The sequence below is a fragment of the Sphingobacterium spiritivorum ATCC 33861 genome, assembly GCF_000143765.1.
GTDB lineage: Bacteria > Bacteroidota > Bacteroidia > Sphingobacteriales > Sphingobacteriaceae > Sphingobacterium > Sphingobacterium spiritivorum.
Map to the genome: position 1 here is coordinate 252,299 of NZ_GL379774.1, position 19,363 is coordinate 271,661.

At 40.9% G+C, this 19,363-nt stretch carries 17 protein-coding genes; 7 read left to right on the forward strand and 10 right to left on the reverse strand.

Going from position 1 to position 19,363, the window contains the following annotated elements; translation table 11 throughout:
• Positions 1 to 3: 3 nt before the first annotated feature.
• Positions 4 to 1,578, reverse strand: coding sequence for a histidine ammonia-lyase (gene hutH / locus HMPREF0766_RS18850; RefSeq protein WP_003000831.1), 1,575 nt, complete (start codon positions 1,576 to 1,578; stop codon positions 4 to 6).
• A gap of 134 nt (positions 1,579 to 1,712) precedes the next feature.
• Between hutH and HMPREF0766_RS18855 the strand changes: the two genes are divergently transcribed.
• Positions 1,713 to 2,606, forward strand: a complete 894-nt coding sequence (locus tag HMPREF0766_RS18855; RefSeq protein ID WP_003000834.1) for a LysR family transcriptional regulator — start codon at positions 1,713 to 1,715, stop codon at positions 2,604 to 2,606.
• A 122-nt stretch (positions 2,607 to 2,728) separates the two neighbouring features.
• Positions 2,729 to 4,534, forward strand: a complete 1,806-nt coding sequence (locus HMPREF0766_RS18860) for a M60 family metallopeptidase (RefSeq protein ID WP_003000838.1) — start codon at positions 2,729 to 2,731, stop codon at positions 4,532 to 4,534.
• An 80-nt stretch (positions 4,535 to 4,614) separates the two neighbouring features.
• Here HMPREF0766_RS18860 and HMPREF0766_RS18865 read toward each other — a convergent pair whose 3' ends face one another.
• The 6 genes from HMPREF0766_RS18865 to uvrB form a co-directional block, all read right to left on the reverse strand.
• Positions 4,615 to 5,016, reverse strand: coding sequence for a hypothetical protein (locus HMPREF0766_RS18865; protein WP_003000841.1), 402 nt, complete (start codon positions 5,014 to 5,016; stop codon positions 4,615 to 4,617).
• A 15-nt stretch (positions 5,017 to 5,031) separates the two neighbouring features.
• The gene (locus HMPREF0766_RS18870) at positions 5,032 to 6,300 is read right to left on the reverse strand and encodes a glutamate-5-semialdehyde dehydrogenase (RefSeq protein WP_003000844.1); all 1,269 of its coding nucleotides are present in this window, start codon (positions 6,298 to 6,300) and stop codon (positions 5,032 to 5,034) included.
• Positions 6,281 to 7,315, reverse strand: a complete 1,035-nt coding sequence (proB, locus tag HMPREF0766_RS18875) for a glutamate 5-kinase (protein WP_003000847.1) — start codon at positions 7,313 to 7,315, stop codon at positions 6,281 to 6,283. Before proB ends, HMPREF0766_RS18870 begins: the two co-directional genes overlap by 20 nt.
• Positions 7,316 to 7,491: 176 nt before the next feature.
• Positions 7,492 to 8,271 (reverse strand): hypothetical protein, encoded by a 780-nt coding sequence (locus HMPREF0766_RS18880; protein ID WP_236590594.1) that lies wholly within the window; start codon positions 8,269 to 8,271, stop codon positions 7,492 to 7,494.
• An 80-nt stretch (positions 8,272 to 8,351) separates the two neighbouring features.
• Positions 8,352 to 9,809, reverse strand: a complete 1,458-nt coding sequence (locus tag HMPREF0766_RS18885) for a hypothetical protein (protein WP_003000855.1) — start codon at positions 9,807 to 9,809, stop codon at positions 8,352 to 8,354.
• Between the two features lie 232 nt (positions 9,810 to 10,041).
• Complete coding sequence (uvrB, locus tag HMPREF0766_RS18890; protein ID WP_003000858.1) at positions 10,042 to 12,075, reverse strand: excinuclease ABC subunit UvrB; 2,034 nt, start codon at positions 12,073 to 12,075, stop codon at positions 10,042 to 10,044.
• A 125-nt stretch (positions 12,076 to 12,200) separates the two neighbouring features.
• Between uvrB and upp the strand changes: the two genes are divergently transcribed.
• The 4 genes from upp (at position 12,201) to HMPREF0766_RS18910 (ending at position 14,772) form a co-directional block, all read left to right on the forward strand.
• Positions 12,201 to 12,845 carry a uracil phosphoribosyltransferase gene (gene upp / locus HMPREF0766_RS18895; protein WP_003000859.1) on the forward strand — a complete coding sequence of 215 codons (645 nt, stop codon included), beginning with the start codon at positions 12,201 to 12,203 and terminating at the stop codon, positions 12,843 to 12,845.
• A gap of 160 nt (positions 12,846 to 13,005) precedes the next feature.
• A complete protein-coding gene (locus HMPREF0766_RS18900) occupies positions 13,006 to 13,479 on the forward strand; it encodes a ribonuclease H-like YkuK family protein (protein WP_003000862.1) in 474 nt (157 codons plus the stop codon).
• Between the two features lie 61 nt (positions 13,480 to 13,540).
• Positions 13,541 to 14,140 carry a nicotinamide riboside transporter PnuC gene (gene pnuC / locus HMPREF0766_RS18905; protein ID WP_003000865.1) on the forward strand — a complete coding sequence of 200 codons (600 nt, stop codon included), beginning with the start codon at positions 13,541 to 13,543 and terminating at the stop codon, positions 14,138 to 14,140.
• Between the two features lie 104 nt (positions 14,141 to 14,244).
• The gene (locus HMPREF0766_RS18910; RefSeq protein ID WP_003000867.1) at positions 14,245 to 14,772 is read left to right on the forward strand and encodes an AAA family ATPase; all 528 of its coding nucleotides are present in this window, start codon (positions 14,245 to 14,247) and stop codon (positions 14,770 to 14,772) included.
• A gap of 60 nt (positions 14,773 to 14,832) precedes the next feature.
• Here HMPREF0766_RS18910 and ahcY read toward each other — a convergent pair whose 3' ends face one another.
• On the reverse strand, positions 14,833 to 16,149 hold the full coding sequence (gene ahcY, locus HMPREF0766_RS18915; protein WP_003000870.1) for an adenosylhomocysteinase: 1,317 nt from the start codon (positions 16,147 to 16,149) through the stop codon (positions 14,833 to 14,835).
• Positions 16,150 to 16,318: 169 nt separating this feature from the next.
• Between ahcY and HMPREF0766_RS18920 the strand changes: the two genes are divergently transcribed.
• Positions 16,319 to 16,729 carry a BrxA/BrxB family bacilliredoxin gene (locus HMPREF0766_RS18920; protein ID WP_003000873.1) on the forward strand — a complete coding sequence of 137 codons (411 nt, stop codon included), beginning with the start codon at positions 16,319 to 16,321 and terminating at the stop codon, positions 16,727 to 16,729.
• Between the two features lie 77 nt (positions 16,730 to 16,806).
• On the opposite strand, the gene HMPREF0766_RS18925 is transcribed toward HMPREF0766_RS18920, so the two are convergent.
• Together HMPREF0766_RS18925 and HMPREF0766_RS18930 are read right to left on the reverse strand one after the other, a co-directional pair.
• The gene (locus tag HMPREF0766_RS18925) at positions 16,807 to 18,054 is read right to left on the reverse strand and encodes a hypothetical protein (protein WP_236590595.1); all 1,248 of its coding nucleotides are present in this window, start codon (positions 18,052 to 18,054) and stop codon (positions 16,807 to 16,809) included.
• Positions 18,055 to 18,087: 33 nt separating this feature from the next.
• A complete protein-coding gene (locus HMPREF0766_RS18930; protein ID WP_003000879.1) occupies positions 18,088 to 19,353 on the reverse strand; it encodes a DUF1501 domain-containing protein in 1,266 nt (421 codons plus the stop codon).
• Positions 19,354 to 19,363: the final 10 nt, after the last annotated feature.

Consider the following 19,363-nt stretch of genomic DNA (forward strand, 5'->3'; position numbering starts at 1 on the left):
ATCTTAAAATTCATCAAATAAATTACCTCCCTTACCCGGATAAGGTTTATTTTCCTGTTTCGCAGCTGCTCTTGCTACAGCTATAAGTTCACCAGAGTATGTCAATGCCTGTGCTGTTTCCATAATTTCCGACATAGCCTGATCTTCTTCCAGATGAGGAATTGCCGATCGTACATGTGCATGTACAGCTGCCACAACAGGTGTAGGTTTCAGCGGATGATGAAAATCCAGAGCTTGTGCAGCACACAGCAATTCTATACTCTGTATCTTTTGTACATTATCCAGCACTTGCAGCAATTTTCTTCCTCCAATAGACCCCATACTCACATGATCCTCCTGTCCCAGAGATGTTGGAATACTATCAGCGCTTGACGGAAAACAAAGTCCTTTATTTTCACTCGCAAGAGCGGCTGTCGTGTATTGCAAAATCATAAAGCCGGAGTTCAGTCCCGTAGAACGTAACAGCAGCTTAGGAACATTAGGCGTATCTCCTTCCAATGATAAATATACTCTTCTGTCTGCAATATTTCCGATTTCGGAGGCTGCGAGACAGGCATAGTCTAAGACCATTGCCAAAGGCTGCCCGTGAAAATTTCCGCCGCTTATCGTCAGATCTTCATTAATCAGAACAGGATTATCCGTCACAGCATTGATTTCTGTTTCCACCAGTTCTTTCAGATGCAGCCAGGCTGTACGTGAAGCACCATGAACCTGAGGAATACAGCGTAAGGAATAGGGATCCTGTACGCGTGAACAATTCGCATGAGAGGTCACAATCTCAGATCCTTCCAGTAAATGATAAATAGTATCTGCGACAAATTGATTCCCCGCATATGGTCTGAGTTCGTGCAGCTCCCTGAAAAATGGTTTTATAGATGCATTCATTCCTTCCAGCATCAAAGCCGCTATCAAATCCGCCTGCATCAGTACCTGATGAAACGTTTCCACTCCTTTGACTGCATGAGCAGCAATAAATTGTGTTCCGTTAATCAGTGCAAGACCTTCTTTTGCTGCCAGATGTAAAGGTTCTAAACCAAATACCGCAAGTACCTCCCCTGTCGAACGTATCTCACCTTTATAATGCACCTTCCCCAACCCAATCAAAGGCAGGAACAAATGTGACAAAGGAGCCAGATCCCCCGAGGCGCCTACAGATCCCTGCTTAGGTACCACCGGAATCACATCCTGTTCAATATGCCAGATAATACGATCAATCGTACTTTCCTGTATTCCCGAAAATCCTTTGGCCAAAGCATGCGCTTTCAGGATCAGCATGAGTTTAGATAATTCAACAGCAATAGGTTCACCAACCCCTACAGCATGACTCTTAAGAATATTTTCCTGCAGCAAACGGGTATCTTCACGGCTGATAAGTGTGGTGCAAAGAGGCCCGAAGCCGGTGTTGATACCGTAAACAATACGATCAGAAGATACTATCTTTTCTACCAACCCGGCACTCTTCCTGATGCGCTCACGACTTTCTTCAGTAAGTATACCTGTATATTGTCCATTGCTTATCGCCAAGGCTGTAGAAACCTTTAGATGATCTTCTCCGTAATGAAATAGTGGCTTAATCATATCGTTATATAGTTTTTATAATGGATGATATGCATACAGTATAATAAATATGCATAACTATAAATTGTCCTTTATCAAATTTACCTGCTATATTTGATAATTAGAAATACCAATATTATCAATAATTGATAACCATGAGTAATCAAATAGAACTAAGACACCTTATTTATTTCAGTACACTTGCGGAAGAATTACATTTCCGGAAAGCTGCCGAGCGTTTATTTATTTCCCAACCTGGGCTGACCCGGCAGATCAAACAGATGGAAGAAATATATGGCGCCGTTTTATTTGAAAGAGGAAAACGATCTGTACAACTGACAAATGCAGGTCAATATCTCAAATCAGAGGTAGATATTCTTCTCAATCAACTGGATAATATCAAAACCCAGATCAAAAAAAGAGCTGAAGGTAAGATCACAGAACTATCCATTGGTTTTATCGGATCAGCTGCCCAAAGCATCATGCCTGATCTGCTTTATCAGCTGGATCAGGAACACCCGTTGATTGAAGTTGCCATGAATGAGCTTCCAAACAACACACAGGTTGAATACCTGCTGCACAACAAACTCGATTTTGGTTTTGTTCGGATGGACACTCCCATTAGCGGATTAGTGCTCAAAAAAATCACAGAGGAACCTTTTTCACTGGTTATTCCCAAAAACTATCCTATTCAGCAAGACAACTTCCATTCCCTGCAGCAGTTCCGAAATGAAGCTTTCATTTTATTTTCGAGAGATTACAGTAATGCTTATTACGAATTGGTAATGAGCATATTCGGGGATCATGGATTCGTGCCGAATGTACATCACAAAACAGTTAATGCACTTAGTATATTCAAATTAGTTGAAAAAGGTATGGGGGTGGCCATAGTCCCCAGCTCTCTAAGGATTGGCTATGATGTACCTGTCAACTTTATTGAACTGCATGATATTCCGCAACGTAGCCAACTGTCGTTGATATGGAATCCAAAAAACAGAAATCCGGGTATTCCAGCGCTGCTGTCAGTATTGGAACACTACTTTTTATAGAAGACTAACCTCTCCGTATACTTTTCTTCAGGAGGATAAAATAGTGCAATCGATTGATCAGCAACGGACTGCATAAATTGAAAACAGATTAGATATATTTGGTTTTCAAAGATCCAAAACCTATGATGAGAAGACTACTTATTACTTGCCTTTCCCTGATCAGTATCGCTTATGCACAGAACAGAAAAGCAGACATTTTCAAAGATGCTTCTTTGACCACTCTTAAAAAGAATATCAGCGAAAAACAGATCGATCTGATTCAGAATCCTACACTTAAAAATGTAGCTACCCAATTGTATAATAAAAACTATCCCCTGGATAAACGCTACCGTGAATATAGCAATTACGAATCTCCTCAGACATTGGCGAAGAAACTTAAAACAAGTCCCTACTCCCAATATGAAAATCCAACAGGTATATATTTTTCGGAAGGAGATTCAGCCGTACTATGGGTAGAAAAAACAAATGCCACACAGCTTTCATTACGTGTAACCAACTGGGATGATGAGGAATTTAAACAAAAAGATTATCCCTTAACGCAAGGGTATAATGCCTTTAAAATAGAAAATAAAGGGAATTCCTATATTCAATATTTTACTCCCGACAAAGCCGGCAACAACAAGGTGAAAATACATATCCTTTCCGGAAAAGTGAATGGCATCTTTGATATCAGCAAACATACAAATGAAGACTGGGACAACTTGCTGGCTAATGCAACAGCCCCTGTACTGGACATCGTCGGCAAACAGGTGCAACTGGCTTATGCCGTTCAATCCCTGCAAACCAATGCAGCTCATCAGGGTGTGGAACTGGTTAGACTCTATGACTCCATTATTGGTATACAACATGAGCTGATGGGGCTCAAGCAAACAAACCGTATTCCGAAAAACAGAATGTTTGGACGTGTTATCTGGAAAGGATTTATGCACGCAGATGGTATTGGAGCAGCTTTTCATAACAATACTATGAAAGATGTAGCCAATGTGGCAGGGCTCAGAAAAAATTCATGGGGTGTAGCACATGAATTTGGACATGTAAACCAGGTTCGACCAAATATGAAATGGGTAGGAACTACCGAGGTTACAAATAACATTTATTCGGTCTGGACACAATATATCTATAACCAGAATCAACCCAAACTGGAACGTGAGAAGTTAAAAGATTATGATGAGCCAAAGATCGGAGGTCGTATTACTTCTTATATGGAATCCGCATTTATTCATCGCCAACCCTGGCTGACACAGGCCGGTCCGGACCGCTGGGACAGAGAGCGTCCCCGCGATTGGGGTGGAGACCATTTCGTTAAATTAGTACCGCTATGGCAGTTACAATTATACTTCAACGTTGCAGGAGAAGGAAATACATGGGAAAACAAAAACTTCTACGGTGATATTTTTACAAAAGCCATTAATGCGCCCACAACAAAAGATAAACCGGACGCTTATTATCAGCTTGAATTTATAAAGAATGCCTGTGATGCTGGAAAACTTGATCTGACCGACTTTTTCGAACAATCAGGACTATTGATCCCAATAGATCTGTGGGTAGATGATTATACCTGTGCGCAAATGACCATTACACCAAATGATATTCAACAGGTCAAAACCTACGCTGCCAAATATCCGAAGCCGAATACGTCTGTACTTCATTATATTACAGCCAACAGTGTACAAGCCTATAAAAATAAATTAGCTGTTTCCGGCACCAAAGGCTCCGGGTATACAAAAGAAAATAAAAAAATCATTGTTGATAACAGCAAATGGCAGAATGCTGTTGCCTTTGAAACTTTTGCAGGAGATAAATTAGTTAAAATCGCTTTTGTAGGAGCCGGATCAGCAGATGCAGCACAGACGATTGTACATCTGCCTGAGGGAACAACTGCAGTCAAGGCTGTCAGCTGGGATGGGAAACGTATCGATATATTATAAGAATAGAAAAATCCGGTTCAAGCCTTCTTTTACCGGATTTAGTTATGTCTTCCTGTTCTGTCAGGAAGACACAACCAAATTTAGCTGAGCTTACTGTCAATAGTTGACAGATAAGCATAATCCTCAAAAGCAAAACTCGAAGTTTGTGACATCACATAATTCAATACTTGCTTCGCTTTAGTCAACAGATTCTTTTGTTGTTCTGTATCTGCAGTATGAAGACCATCGTTCATCAGAATAAGAGCCAGTGGACGAAGTTGTTCTACTTCCAGTTCCTGCTGAAAATAAGCCTGTAAAGATTCAGAAGTCTGATTCAGAAAAAAAGCTCTGTCTTTTCCGAAAAATGTACTGTATCCATTATCAAAAAAATCCGGATCTTCCGGTTCATCAAAGGCTGTAAACTTATCTGTGATCAATCGAAGATACTTACCGATCTCGTTCATCCAATTCATCAACGAGTCTTTCTCAAATCTAATTCCCATTTATTTTTTTAAAACTTATCTGATCTGTCCGTCTCCGGTCACAAACCATTTTTCCGTAACCAATTTTTCCAACGCAAAAGGACCTCTGGCATGAAGTTTCTGAGTAGAGATACCGATCTCTGCTCCAAGTCCGAATTCTCCACCATCGGTAAATCGTGTAGACGCATTTGCATACACAGCAGCAGCATCGACACTATTCATAAAACGTTCAATTTTCTCCGCATCATTCGAGATAATACATTCTGAATGCCGGGATGAATACAAAGCAATATGATCCAATGCCTCTTCCGTGTTATCCAATACTTTGATTGAACATTTCAAATCTAAAAATTCACGACCAAAATCCGACTCTTCTGCATGCTTTAAAAACGGATAACGCTCATTTTTTAACACTTCGTAAGCAGTATTGTCAGCAAAAACTTCCACTTCTGCTTTTGAAAAAGCATCTACCAGCTTAGGTAAGAACGTATTTGCAATCTCCCGATCCACCAATACCGTATCAAGAGCATTACAGACAGAAGGACGACTAATCTTCGCATTTGCAACGATAGCTGCAGCTTTATCCAGGTCTGCTGTTGACTCCACATACGTATGGCACACACCTGCACCGGTTTCGATAACAGGTACTTTAGCATGATTACGCACAAAATCAATAAGTGACTGTGAGCCCCTGGGAATAATAATATCGACATATTTTGTAGCTTCCAGCAGTTCAGTTACGAACTTGCGGGCTGTAGGCAGGAGCTGTACGACCGCCGGATCAACAGACATATCAGCCAGTACCTTGCGGATAAGTTTGACCAACACCGTATTGGTATGCCAGGCATCACTACCACCACGCAGCAGACACACATTACCTGACCGGATACAAAGAGCCGCCACATCGATGGATACATTAGGTCTGGATTCATAGATTACCGCGACGACACCTAAGGCGACCGTCTTCTTTTCCACTAACAATCCGTTTTCCAGTCTTTTAGAAGAAAGCAGCTTACCCGTAGGATCTTCCAGTATAGCTATTTCACGTAAGCTGGAACATAGTCCGTCAATGCGCTCTGCAGTCAGCAGCAATCGGTCATACTTCGGATCTTCTTTATCCATAGCATCCAGATCCGTTTGATTAGCATCTAAAATTTCCGGTACATGCTGTTCCAGCACATCTGCCAGTTGAATAAGTACCTGCGCCCTTTTCTCAGCAGGAATATGTTGAATAGCCTGAGTTGCCGCACGGGCAGCCAACAGCTGTGAGGTAATATTTTCCACGTTATAAGAGTACAATATCATTGGCATGCGCCAGTTCTACATTCTTTTTCTGATCCAGGTTTGTAAGAGAGGATGCATCTATCCGGGCTTTTGCAACAGCGATTTTCAATCCGGTTTCATCCGAGATATGAAAAACTTCTCCTGCCTCAAACCCCTGAATAATATCCTTAACGCCTACCGCCAGTAAACTTTTACGTTTCTGAAGAGCTTCCACAGCACCACTGTCGACACGTACCTCGCCTTTGATCAGACTGCCGCTGGCAATCCACTTATTACGCGAAGATACCCGCTTAGACTGAGGAAGACAGACCGTTCCTGTCTGACCTTTTACAGCTTTCAGCAGTCCATTTTCTGTCTGCATGCTGAAAATGACGGCCCGGATTCCCATCTGACTTGCTAAACGCGCAAAATTGAGCTTAGAAGTCATACCTCCGAGTCCTACAGAAGATTTATCTTTTCGGGCAAGAGACAAGGCTTCCTTGTCTACAACTTTGATCTCTGTGATCACCTTTCCGTTAGCATCCATGACTCCGGGTACTGAAGTACTGAATAAAATCTGCTCTGCCCCAAATCCTACAGCAATCAATGTCGCCAGTTCATCATTGTCAGAAAACTTAAGCTCCTTATTACTGACGACATCATTTTCATTGGCGATCGGAATAATATTGTTTTTCCAGAGTTCTTCGTACGTACTTTTCAACTGTAAAAACTGATCCCGGTTCGCAAAATGCTGCCTTTCACAAAGGCTTTGGGCCAATGCAATTTTGTAGGGACGGAAATAAGTACTGTATGTACGGATCAGTAATGGATTTCCGATAGCCGCTGCAGCTTTACGCTCGGAAAGTGTACCGGAATATTTGGGTAAAAATCGCTTACCGGCAGCTACAGCACCTGAAGATACCAGTACAATATTATATTTCTGTTGTAACTCTGCACATTGCCGAGCTATCTCCAGCACAATCCGTTCATCTATTTCACCGTCTTTAGATGTGATTGCCGCTGAACCAAACTTGACAACCAGTATAGGTTTTTTCATTTTATTACTCCGCTCTTTTATCTCTGCCTGACATTAATCCCTAAAATTAAAAAGTTAAAGACACAAAACAAGCAAAATATGTAAAAGAATGGATAAAATAAATCACATCCCTGCTGATGGCATTCTTGTCAACAGCAGGGATGTGAAGTTCAGTTAATATAAAGTTTTCTGAAGAATTACAGCTTAAAGGAATAGATCTCCGTACCATCCGAAAAATGGATTTCAGTATCAAAATCAGTTCCATGAGTTGTTTTATAGCTTTTAACCAAGGTCTTCAACGTCTCGACATCCCCCCTGTAAGTCAGCGCAAATGGTTTAGCTAAATTATATGCACTAAGGTCCATCATTACTTTTCCACTGTTATCCACATCAAACATGGTATATTTCCCTGAAGGCAATTGCACAGCAACAGCACCTTTGTTTTGTAACTCAGTCAAAAACTGATCAACAATCGCAGCTTTCTCCTTTGTAGATCTGGCAAAACCAAAAATAATATGTGCAGGAACACGATTCAGTTTAGGATAAAGCACTTTTACCATCTGCTGTTCCGGAAGAGTTAATGTATAATCATTAGCCGTCACTTCCAGTTTCCCCTTAATCTGCTCTCCGCCTAAGTTTACCTCTACAGGATAGCTTTTATTCTCCAGATTCACCAGATCAAACTGAGAAATCGCCGGCCCCAAACTTGTCAGGCAGACATCCGGAGACTTGACATCATAATAATTTAAAACAATTGTTCCGTTCTGGAGTTTAAAATCGCTGTTCAGGTAATAATTACCACAATTAAAGATCTTAACCGTTTTATTAATTAAATGGAGAGTTTTAGCAGAGCCATCAGCACGTTCCATAAGCGAAATGGTAACAGGCTCTGCGGAGGACTGTTTCTCTTCACTTTTTTCACAGGATAATAACAGCAAGAACAGACAAGCAACAAATAGGTTTTGAATTATTTTCATATTAGTAGGTTTTTTTACATAAAACGTACAACATATACCAAATGCTACACAGCTCCGATGTATTTGTCCAAAACCCAGCCTCAAAATTTTTGTTCCACATCTTTTCCCCATTCCTCATTAAGCTGAATCGCGAAGTTAGCATTAGATGAAAAACCTTCCAGCAACATTCCTTTGAAAGTCAGTTTCATATTATGCTTTAATGTAGAGGAAACTGAAAATTCCCGTATAATCTTATTCTCCTTATTATATACTTTCAGGGCATATCCTATGTCTCTGGCAATCGGGAGATACCCCAGAAACTGATTGAATTGCAGTACAGGTTCCGTTTTACCAAATTCGGGATAGAATATAATAGCTGATCCATCGGACAGGTCCGGAAATCTGGCTTCACTAAAAGGCACATAATAGGGCAGTTCGTGTTCCTGTACAATTTCTATTTTTCCGACTTCGGAAAGATCAGCTTTATCTGTAAATTCAAATTTCACCTGAGAATAATAACGCTGTAATACCAGAGGAATTTTCAAATCTTCCCCTACTTTCAGGCTCATAATCCTTTCACCGAAAACCTGGTTATCAGAATTATCAAAAGTATTATACAGATAATAATCATCCGCTGTTTTGATCGTACGCGGAAGAGTCAGCGTTTTAACTGCCTGACTCAGAACAAAAGATACATCATAACTTCCGGATGCCAGTGTCAGTGGCAGGTTCATTTCCAATGAATTTCTTTCAAGCTCTATCCTACCTTCTGTTACAAGTTTTCGATCCTGACTATTGAAGATATGATAGTATAAATGACGTAAAACAGGATTTACCGTTACAATCTTTCCGTCATAAGATCCTGAAAGCCGCATATTATCGATTCGGATAGTTCCCGTTTTTTCATTGAATTGCCCATTGTTACCCCGTTTTAAAACAAGTCTGAAGATGATTTTCTGGATTTCTTCAGTTCGTTGCAATTTGGTCAGGTCTGCCGTAATATCTCCCCAGGCTGTTCCCTTTATACTGCTCATATCATAGTCCGAAAGCAGCCCAACAAACGTAAGTCCGTTATCAACAGAATATAAGAGATCCAATGCTTTAGGACCGGTATCTGACCCTGAGACATTAAAAGCTAAGTGATTTAAAGATTTCACATCTTTCAATGGTATAGCGATCTCTATCTGTGTCACGCCTCTGAAAGATGCTGCACGTCCTGCATTGTATTCCCCATAAGCCTTTCCCGCTACAAAATCTACATTATTGGGTGTGACTGTCCATTGTACTCCATCTTCATCTAATGCGAGATCAGGTCTCAAGGTACCGTTGTTAAAAGACCAGAAGTATAGCGGTTGCTCTCCGGATATTACATTGTTTCCGGAATTAGCAACAAGTTTCAGGCCGTTATCCAGAGAAGAAACCGAGGCCGTAAAACCGGATAAAACAAAGTCTACACGATAAGATTCCCTTCCTTCGGGAACAGAAACAGACTTGCTGCACGAAAAGAGTACATGCCATGCGAGAAATAGTCCTAAATAAAGTTTTGCTCTTCTTTTCATAATTTATAACAGGCTAAAAAGTAAAATAATGGGGTATGCAGATATGCTGTTACATGATGAACATCATATAACAGCATATTTTTTTTAAAAGTCCTGGCTTAAATGGGGAAAACCCTTATGAATAACGGTAGTTATTCAGGAATACAACGGCAATAATAATCTGAATATACCAAATATTTATCTTTACTTCAAATTATTTCGCAATTAAAAATTAAATATCAACAAACAACTGTTAGGAAGTAAAGCGATCGTCATATGCCTTTTCCAGCGAGAACATCTCATCTCTTAGCTTGGCAGCCTCAAGGAAATCCATTTCTTTCGCTGCTTTTTCCATACGTTTCTTGGTCGTTTCGATAGCTTTCTTAAGATCTTTCTCACTCAGATACTGCATCACCGGATCAGCAGCCACAGCTACCGTAGGATCCGGCTCCACATATATTTTAGGTTCCATACCGTTAAAATCAGCAACAGAAGTCTGTTCCATAATTTCTTCTCTTGTCTTACCTACTGTGCGTGGAGTAATATGATGCTCTTCATTGTATTTCATCTGCTTTTCACGACGTCTGTTTGTCTCGTCTATCGTGATCTGCATACTGTCCGTCATCTTATCAGCATACATAATCACACGTCCCTTATCGTTACGTGCAGCACGCCCTATAGTCTGTATCAGAGAACGCTCCGACCTCAAAAATCCTTCTTTATCTGCATCCAGGATAGCAACCAGAGTCACTTCCGGCAGATCAAGTCCCTCACGAAGCAAATTGACGCCGACTAATACATCAAACTCGCCAAGCCGGAGGCCACGCAGAATCTCCACGCGTTCTAAGGTTTTCACCTCGGAATGGATATAGCGTACCTTAATATTCAGGCGTGTCATATATTTGGTCAGTTCCTCTGCCATACGCTTGGTCAAAGTAGTAGCCAGTACACGGCCACCTTCTTTAATTGTTTTATCCACCTGTTCCAGAAAATCATCCACCTGGTTAATAGCCGGACGCACTTCAATAACAGGATCTAACAATCCGGTAGGTCTGATCACCTGCTCTACAACAACTCCTTCGGTTTGCTGTAACTCATAATCACCGGGTGTAGCGGAGACATAGATGGTCTGATTGGTCAACGACTCAAATTCAGGAAAATTAAGCGGTCTGTTATCTAAAGCTGCAGGCAGACGGAAGCCATATTCTACTAAAGAAACCTTACGCGAACGGTCACCTCCGTACATGGCGCGAAGTTGAGGAATAGTAACGTGACTTTCATCAATAACTAATAAGTAGTCATCCGGGAAATAATCCAGCAACGTAAAGGGGCGCATTCCGGGCTGGCGTCCGTCAAAGAAACGGGAATAATTTTCAATACCCGAACAATACCCCAGTTCACGCATCATTTCCAGATCATAGTTGACACGTTCTTCAAGACGCTTTGCTTCCAGCATCTTTCCCTCATCTTCCAGTTGGGCTTTACGCTGCATCAATTCATCCTGAATAGCCCAGATCGATTGGGTAAATTTTTCCTTCGGTGTAACAAACAGATTGGCCGGAAACAGAGCCAGATCTTCCATTTTATTGATTGTCTTGGCAGAGACCGGATCGATTGCACTCAATTCATCAATCTCATCTCCAAAAAAGGACACCCTAATCGCATAATCAAGATAGGCCGGATATACATCTACTGTATCTCCTTTTACACGGAAAGTACCTCTTTTAAATTCGGCAGTTGTACGCGAATATAATATCTCCACCAATTTGTGAAGAAATGCATTTCTGCTGATAGTTGTTCCTACTGCAAAACGGAAAATAGAACGGGAAAAATCTTCGGGGTTTCCCATACCATAAATACAGGATACAGACGATACGACCACAATGTCTCTTCGGCCCGACATCAAGGAAGATGTAGTTGCTAACCGCAGCTTCTCTATTTCTTCATTTATGGCCAGATCTTTTTCAATGTAAGTATTGGAAGACGCAATAAACGCTTCGGGTTGATAATAATCATAGTACGAGACAAAGTAATTAACTGAGTTTTCCGGGAAAAACTGTTTAAACTCTCCATACAATTGGGCGGCCAGTGTCTTATTATGACTGAGAATCAATGCCGGCTTTTGTGTTTCCTGGATTACATTAGCAATAGTAAACGTTTTTCCCGAACCTGTAACACCGAGAAGAGTCTGATATGTTTCGCCGTCATTTACCCCTGCGACTAACTCTTTAATAGCCTGAGGCTGATCCCCGGTGGGTTGGTACTCAGAAGTTAATTTGAATTTCATTTGCCGTACATCTATAAAACATAAAAATACGCAATTTTCTCAACTTATCGAAGCATCAAATCCCGGCAACGGCAAACAATAATCCGTTTTTTTGTGTATATTGAGTAACAAACAACACAACTATTATGGTGACGATTCTTACAAAGCAAAACAGCATTGCCAACCAGTATATTACAGAACTCAGAGATGTAAAAATACAACAGGACAGAATGCGCTTCAGACGCAATCTTGAACGCATAGGTGAAGTCATGGCGTACGAAATCAGCAAGACATTGGAATACCGTCAGCATTTTGTAGACACTCCTTTAGGTGTTGCTGACACACATGTCCCTTCGGATTACCCGGTATTGGGCACGATTATACGTGCCGGCCTTCCTTTTCATCAGGGATTCCTGAATGTATTTGATCAGGCCGATAATGCATTTATTGCAGCATACCGGCACACCAAGAAGAGCGGAGAGTTTGAGATCCATAAAAAATATACCAATACCCCAAATCTGGATGATCGTGTTGTGATTATTGCAGATCCTATGCTGGCCACAGGTCGCAGTCTGGTCCTCTGTTGTAAAGATCTTCTTGCGGATTATAATATCAAAGAATTGCATATAGCAGTGGTCATTGCATCTGAAGAAGGTGTCCAGCACGTCAGAGCTTTTCTTCCGGAAGCACAATTATGGATCGGAGCAGTGGATAATGAACTTACAAGCAAAGCATATATCGTACCCGGACTGGGAGATGCAGGTGATCTGGCCTATGGAAATAAAGAGTAAGAAACAGTAACTACTGATTCTAACAAGAGCGTAAAGTTTACGTTAAGCACGAAATTAATTAACAATTATTTAGCAGTTAAAATGTTAAAAATCAAGACACAACACTTACATTTATATTATTATATCATTCGTTCTTTTTCACCACTAAAATTTATATTTTATGAATTGGCAAAAATACAATGGCGAATACATTCGCATTCCTATTACAGATGCCGTTGAAGAAATCATTGCCCGGGAAACAAGGCTCGGCAACAAACTCAAGGTTTACATCGGCACCGACTCTCAGGTCAAACGGGGGACCATCGACTTCGCGACAGTCATCGTCTTCCTCCGAGAGCACAAAGGCGGATTCATGTTCATCCATAAAGACAAACGAACCCACCTCATGAGCATTAAAGAGCGGATGCTTCTTGAAGTTCAGAAATCCATAGAAATCGCCTACCACCTCTGCCCCCTCCTCGATCAATACCATGTGGATCTCGAAGTCCACGCCGACATCAACACCAATCCAAATTTCCAATCCAACGTTGCACTCAAAGAAGCCATGGGCTATATTATGGGAATGGGATTTGTGTTCAAAGCAAAACCGGAATCCTTCGCCAGTACAAATTGTGCCAATAAACTGGTACAGTAACGTATTAAAGTAGGATTTCTAACTTTACTTTGTATCTTTATTCGCGATAAGCAATAGAGGTATGCAAGACTTTTTTCAGCAAATTGCCCGGCAGTTTGTCCAGACTTCTTTACTCGAATGGATAGGCACAATTACCGGATTTCTCTGCGTCTATCTTGCCGCCAGGCAACATATCCTCAACTGGCCTGTCAGCATCATCAGTGTAACCATCTACGCCTACCTTTTTTACCATAGCAAACTCTACGGAGATGCAGTATTACAGATTTATTTTCTCGGAACTGCGGTATACGGCTGGTATTACTGGATCAAACGAAAAAAAGAAGCCGACAAACCTATTGTAAGCTTTACAAACCGTCAGATGGTATGGACCATAGGTATCATTTTGCTTCTGACAGCAGCTCTCGGAACTTTTCTTGATCATCAGACAAACTCGGATGTACCCTACATTGATGGCTTCTGTACGGCTGTAAGCTTCGTGGCTCAATTCCTGATGACCCGAAAAGTATTGCAAAACTGGTTGCTATGGGTATTTGTAGACATCTGTTATATCCCGCTTTACTATCATAAGGATTTATTACTGACAGCAGTCCTGTATCTTGCATTTGCAGTCATTGCCTGGAACGGATATAAAGACTGGAAAAAGACGTATTTAATGTCCTGAATAAGATAATATAACTGGTTTCACCTGCTGCGCTTCCGCTAAAGAAAGAGGGTGAAAGAGCAGTTATTCTTTTATCTTTGCTTTTATTAAGAGAAATATAAAGAATGGCGAATCAGATTTTAAAGAAAATAGCAGTGGTAGGTCCGGAATCTACAGGAAAATCGACCATTGCACAAGCCATAGCCAGACATTTCAATACAGTATGTGTACCGGAATATGCACGTGAATATTGCAAAAATCTAAAAAATGAATATACTCTGCAGGATGAAGTCAATATGTATTATGGACAGATTGCGCTGGAGGATAGCCTTATTCCACTTTCTCAACATCAAATCCTGATCTGCGACACTACGATTCTAACCGTCAAGGTATGGTGTGATTATCTGTTTGGAAATACTCCGGAAGAAGTTAAAAATGAGATCAGACACAGAGATTATGACCTGTATCTGCTGATGGATATCGACCTGCCCTGGGAAGATGATCCTCTTCGTGATTTTCCGAATGAACGGGAGCATTTCCTGGCAGTCTGGAAAAAAGAATTAGACAGCTTAGAAGCCAGATATAGTCTTATTTCAGGATTAGGAGAAGAGAGATTGAAGAATGCCCTGAAAGCTATAGAAGAATTCCGATAAACAAAAAGAGCTTCATCTGAAAATTAAGATGAAGCTCTTTTTGTTTATGAGGATAATCTCCTAGTACCGGTAAGCATCCGCTTTATAAGGACCGTCAACCGTAACCCCGATATAAGCCGCCTGATCTTCCGTTAAAGTATCTAATTCCACACCGATTTTTGCCAGGTGAAGACGCGCAACTTTCTCATCCAGATGTTTTGGTAAAGTATACACCTTATTTTCATAAGCAGCTGTGTTAGTCCACAGTTCCAATTGAGCCAGCGTCTGATTAGTAAACGAGTTGGACATCACGAAAGAAGGGTGTCCTGTAGCACATCCCAGATTTACTAAACGACCTTCTGCCAGTAAAATAATGTCATTACCATCAATGGTGTATTTATCAACCTGCGGTTTGATCTCAATCTTGGTATTACCGTAGTTTGTATTTAACCAGGCCACATCAATTTCATTATCAAAGTGTCCGATATTACATACTACAGTTTTATCCTTCATTGTTTTGAAATGCTCAGCACGCACGATATCTTTATTTCCGGTGGTAGTCACCACGATATTAGCTTCTTTTACTGCATCAGCAAATTTCTTAACCTCAAATCCTTCCATAGCTGCCTGAAGCGCACAGATCGGGTCAATTTCTGTTACAATAACACGTACTCCGGCTGAACGCAGAGATTCAGCAGAACCTTTACCCACATCTCCGTAACCTGCGACTACCGCGACTTTACCGGCCAGCATCAGATCTGTTGCACGACGAATAGCATCTACCAATGATTCACGACAACCGTATTTATTATCAAACTTAGATTTTGTAACCGAATCGTTTACATTAATTGCAGGGAGGTGTAATGTTCCGTTTTTCATACGCTCATACAGACGGTGAACACCTGTAGTCGTTTCTTCGGATAATCCTTTTATACCGCTGATAAGTTCGGGGTATTTATCAAACACCATATTTGTCAGGTCACCACCATCATCCAGGATCATATTCAGAGGCTGACGATCTTCTCCGAAATACAATGTTTGCTCGATACACCAGTCAAATTCTTCCGCATTCATTCCTTTCCATGCATACACAGGGATACCCGCTGCTGCAATAGCTGCCGCCGCATGATCCTGAGTAGAAAAGATGTTACATGATGACCAGGTCACATCTGCTCCCAGTTCTACCAAAGTTTCTATTAATACCGCTGTCTGAATAGTCATATGCAGACATCCTGCAATACGAGCTCCTTTAAGTGGTTTGGCAGCGCCAAATTCCTCACGCAAACTCATCAATCCCGGCATTTCAGCTTCTGCCAGTTCAATTTCTTTACGGCCCCACTCTGCAAGGCTGATATCTTTAACTTTGTACGGTACGTACGTGCTTTCTATTGATGACATAATTATTTTCTCTTTTAAAATTTAGAATACAAAAATACCATTAACGACAGTCAATTCAAAACATTAGCTTTTTGGCATTTACAAATCTGACATTCATTTGAGAGTATAAACTTGACGGAGGAGTATAAGTGCCTTATATTTGTAAATATTTAATTAAAAAAGAGAAGAAATGTATCCAGAATATTTAGTTGAACCCATGCGTAAGGAGCTTACGGATGCAGGTTTCCAGGAGTTAAAAACCATTGCAGAAGTAGATTCGGCAATTCCTTCTGAAGGAACTGTTTTTGTAGTTGTAAACTCAGTATGTGGTTGTGCTGCAGCAAATGCAAGACCTGCGGCTAAAGCGGCTGTAAAAAATGAGAAACATCCTGACAAACTTGTTACTGTATTTGCAGGGATGGAAAAAGATGCTGTAGATAAAGCACGTGAATACATGTTGCCTTACCCTCCGTCATCGCCGGCAATGGCTCTTTTCAAAGACGGTAAATTGGTACACATGATTGAAAGACATATGATCGAAGGTCGCCCGGCACAAATGATAGCAGACAATCTGGTTGCTGCATTTGACGAGTACTGCTAGATCATCTATTTTGATTTTTGAAACAAAAAAGCTGTTCCACAATTGTGGAACAGCTTTTTTTACGGCACCTGTTTCGGTCAGAATAAGTAAGGGCTCATGCTGCCGGTATAATATTTTGCAGGAACCATCAATTTATTTTTCGGTAATACGACACCATTGAAATCAAAATAGGCAGTGACCTTTCCCCCCTCTTTATAGTAACGGATAGAAAGCAATGGAGATTTGTTCTGATAGGCCCAGGTAAACTGTGCATCATCCTGAGAGATCAGTTCAGTGAAGGTATTATCCTTGTTTATATGTCCGAAGTAGTGGATTTCGCGGTATGCCCCGCCTGATACTTCCTTAGTAAGCTGTCTGATTGCAAATTCATCATTTAATTCTTCCCCCTGATTGCCTCCCATTCCGGCCTTTATAATACCTAAACCAACAGAAACGTCCCCCGGAATATTACGGGACAGTCTTACTTTTACCCCAAACAGCGAAGTCAACGCAGAATCAGTGGTCAGGCTCTCTCCTTTACGGACTAATTGATTATCATAGATAACAGCTTTCCAGTTTTCATCCGGATATGTCGAATTGTACATTTCCGGTGGTTTAATTGCTTCAGGTGGTTCCAGCCTGTTCGACTTCCTGGTCTTACTCTTTACAGCGGCCTTCACAGGTACAACAGGTGCTTCCTTCGGAGCTATTTCGTCAACAGCAAAGCCTACCGGAAAAGTATAACGTAAATATCCTTCATCAAGCGTACCACTAATAAGTTCTAATTTTTCAAATGAAGGAATTGTTGTAACTTTTCGAAACTGATCTGCCACTGAGATAATCGTCCCTTTTCTATCTGTATCATATACAGCAAGGTATTGTGTCTTATTGTTTCTCTTTGAATCATAAATACTAAAAGCTTCTACCTTGGAATAAATCTTATCCAGTGTGAAACTTTGATGGTTTACCGGAGAAGCGATTACAGTCTTATTATCCTTTTCAAAATGGTAATAAGCAATGTCATCTATAATTATTAACGGACTGCTATCTTTGAGAGTACCCATATTAACAGGTTTGCCTGTCTGCGTATCCATAAGCCAATACATATAGTTGTCTTTCGCATCTTTATCCATAATGACATAATATGAAAAATCACCATATACTTTAACAGATGCACAAAAACCCGGTGCTTTAACCTCATTTCCCAATGTATCCATTAACCCATATTCTCCGTTAACCTGAAAAGGGACAAGCAACGGACGTTTTACAGGTAATGTCTGTTGGGCAGACAACTGTACCGTCAAACTCATCACTAAAAGAATCGAAGAGAAAATAAATCTGATCATAATTTAATATTATTTCTCCTCATCAAGCAAACATTATGCCTTCATTACACCGATAGACTTTCCATCCCAATCGGGGAATAATATTTTATCATCATTTAATTTCAGATGTCTGTCAGCAACTTCTGAAAAAATAGCCCGGAAATCGGTTGTTACTTTAAGATCACGCCCGTCTTCCAGATTTTCTTTTGCCAGTTCATCCATATGTCCGTGCACTTTTCCACCATTCACCTGATTTCCCAGAATAAAATTGCAGGATCCGCGTCCGTGATCTGTACCTCCTGTACCATTCTGATATACAGTCCGGCCAAATTCTGTCATTGTCATCACGGTGACATCATCCTGATATGCTTCGATATCTTTCCAGAAAGCCATTATTGAATTGGAAAGATCAGCAACATTACGCGCAAAAATCCCGGTATCCTTTCCCTGATTAAAATGTGTATCCCACCCGTTACTCTCTGTAAAGGCGACTTCAAGACCCACATCCATTTTGATCAATTGTGCAATTTGCTTCAGAGACTTACCCAGACTACTTCCAGGATATGTTACATTATTGGCCGGCTCATAATTTTTAACGGCATTACTCTGCAACATTTTCATCGCTTCAAAGCTTTCTTTACCGGTATCACGCAAGACTTCATTCACTGTATTATCATACAGATCTTCAAAGCTCCTTGCATTCTGATTAAAAGTCACCCCTTTGCCCTGTATCTTAAAATTTTTAATATCACTGATTGCCAGAGCTTCATGCTGACCATATAATGATCGGGGTAGCGCTGCCGTTATACTGACTGCTGAGAAAGGAGTCAGACTATCATGTCCCAATAATCCGACTGCACGATTCAACCACCCGCTGCTGGTATTTTTCTCAAAAGGCGTACCTGACTCCATATAATCCTGCGCATCAAAATGGGAACGTGTGGTATTAGGAGATCCCATTCCGTGAACAATGGCCAGCCGGTTTTCACGAAAGACTTCCTCAAATGCTTTCATCCCCGGATGCAGCCCGTATTTTCCGTCCAGATCAATCAGTGCAGATGCTCCTTCCGATTTTGCCGCCGATAAAAATAAATCCGGACGTGCAGCCTGCAAATGGGTATCCAGAAATGGCGTTACAGCCATCAATCCGTCCATAGCACCACGTTGAAAAATACAGACCATCACCTTACGCTTGCTGTAGGGGCTCAACAATTTTTCTCTGGCAACTGCTTCGGCTAAAAAAGCCGGAATACCTCCCATTAAGCCGATTCCGAATAGGCCCAACCCTGAATTTTTTAAAAATGCCCGTCTGTTTAACATCTTCTTAGAT

What these genes read in the sequence shown, in the direction of transcription:
- HMPREF0766_RS18925 (WP_236590595.1), bottom strand. Translation starts at nt 18,054, where the DNA reads ATGATCAGATTTATTTTCTCTTCGATTCTTTTAGTGATGAGTTTGACG.
- pnuC (WP_003000865.1), top strand. Translation starts at nt 13,541, where the DNA reads ATGCAAGACTTTTTTCAGCAAATTGCCCGGCAGTTTGTCCAGACTTCT.
- HMPREF0766_RS18860 (WP_003000838.1), top strand. Translation starts at nt 2,729, where the DNA reads ATGATGAGAAGACTACTTATTACTTGCCTTTCCCTGATCAGTATCGCT.
- proB (WP_003000847.1), bottom strand. Translation starts at nt 7,315, where the DNA reads ATGAAAAAACCTATACTGGTTGTCAAGTTTGGTTCAGCGGCAATCACA.
- HMPREF0766_RS18885 (WP_003000855.1), bottom strand. Translation starts at nt 9,809, where the DNA reads ATGAAAAGAAGAGCAAAACTTTATTTAGGACTATTTCTCGCATGGCAT.
- HMPREF0766_RS18920 (WP_003000873.1), top strand. Translation starts at nt 16,319, where the DNA reads ATGTATCCAGAATATTTAGTTGAACCCATGCGTAAGGAGCTTACGGAT.
- upp (WP_003000859.1), top strand. Translation starts at nt 12,201, where the DNA reads ATGGTGACGATTCTTACAAAGCAAAACAGCATTGCCAACCAGTATATT.
- HMPREF0766_RS18880 (WP_236590594.1), bottom strand. Translation starts at nt 8,271, where the DNA reads ATGAAAATAATTCAAAACCTATTTGTTGCTTGTCTGTTCTTGCTGTTA.
- uvrB (WP_003000858.1), bottom strand. Translation starts at nt 12,075, where the DNA reads ATGAAATTCAAATTAACTTCTGAGTACCAACCCACCGGGGATCAGCCT.
- HMPREF0766_RS18870 (WP_003000844.1), bottom strand. Translation starts at nt 6,300, where the DNA reads ATGATATTGTACTCTTATAACGTGGAAAATATTACCTCACAGCTGTTG.
- hutH (WP_003000831.1), bottom strand. Translation starts at nt 1,578, where the DNA reads ATGATTAAGCCACTATTTCATTACGGAGAAGATCATCTAAAGGTTTCT.
- HMPREF0766_RS18930 (WP_003000879.1), bottom strand. Translation starts at nt 19,353, where the DNA reads ATGTTAAACAGACGGGCATTTTTAAAAAATTCAGGGTTGGGCCTATTC.
- HMPREF0766_RS18865 (WP_003000841.1), bottom strand. Translation starts at nt 5,016, where the DNA reads ATGGGAATTAGATTTGAGAAAGACTCGTTGATGAATTGGATGAACGAG.
- HMPREF0766_RS18855 (WP_003000834.1), top strand. Translation starts at nt 1,713, where the DNA reads ATGAGTAATCAAATAGAACTAAGACACCTTATTTATTTCAGTACACTT.
- HMPREF0766_RS18910 (WP_003000867.1), top strand. Translation starts at nt 14,245, where the DNA reads ATGGCGAATCAGATTTTAAAGAAAATAGCAGTGGTAGGTCCGGAATCT.
- ahcY (WP_003000870.1), bottom strand. Translation starts at nt 16,149, where the DNA reads ATGTCATCAATAGAAAGCACGTACGTACCGTACAAAGTTAAAGATATC.
- HMPREF0766_RS18900 (WP_003000862.1), top strand. Translation starts at nt 13,006, where the DNA reads ATGAATTGGCAAAAATACAATGGCGAATACATTCGCATTCCTATTACA.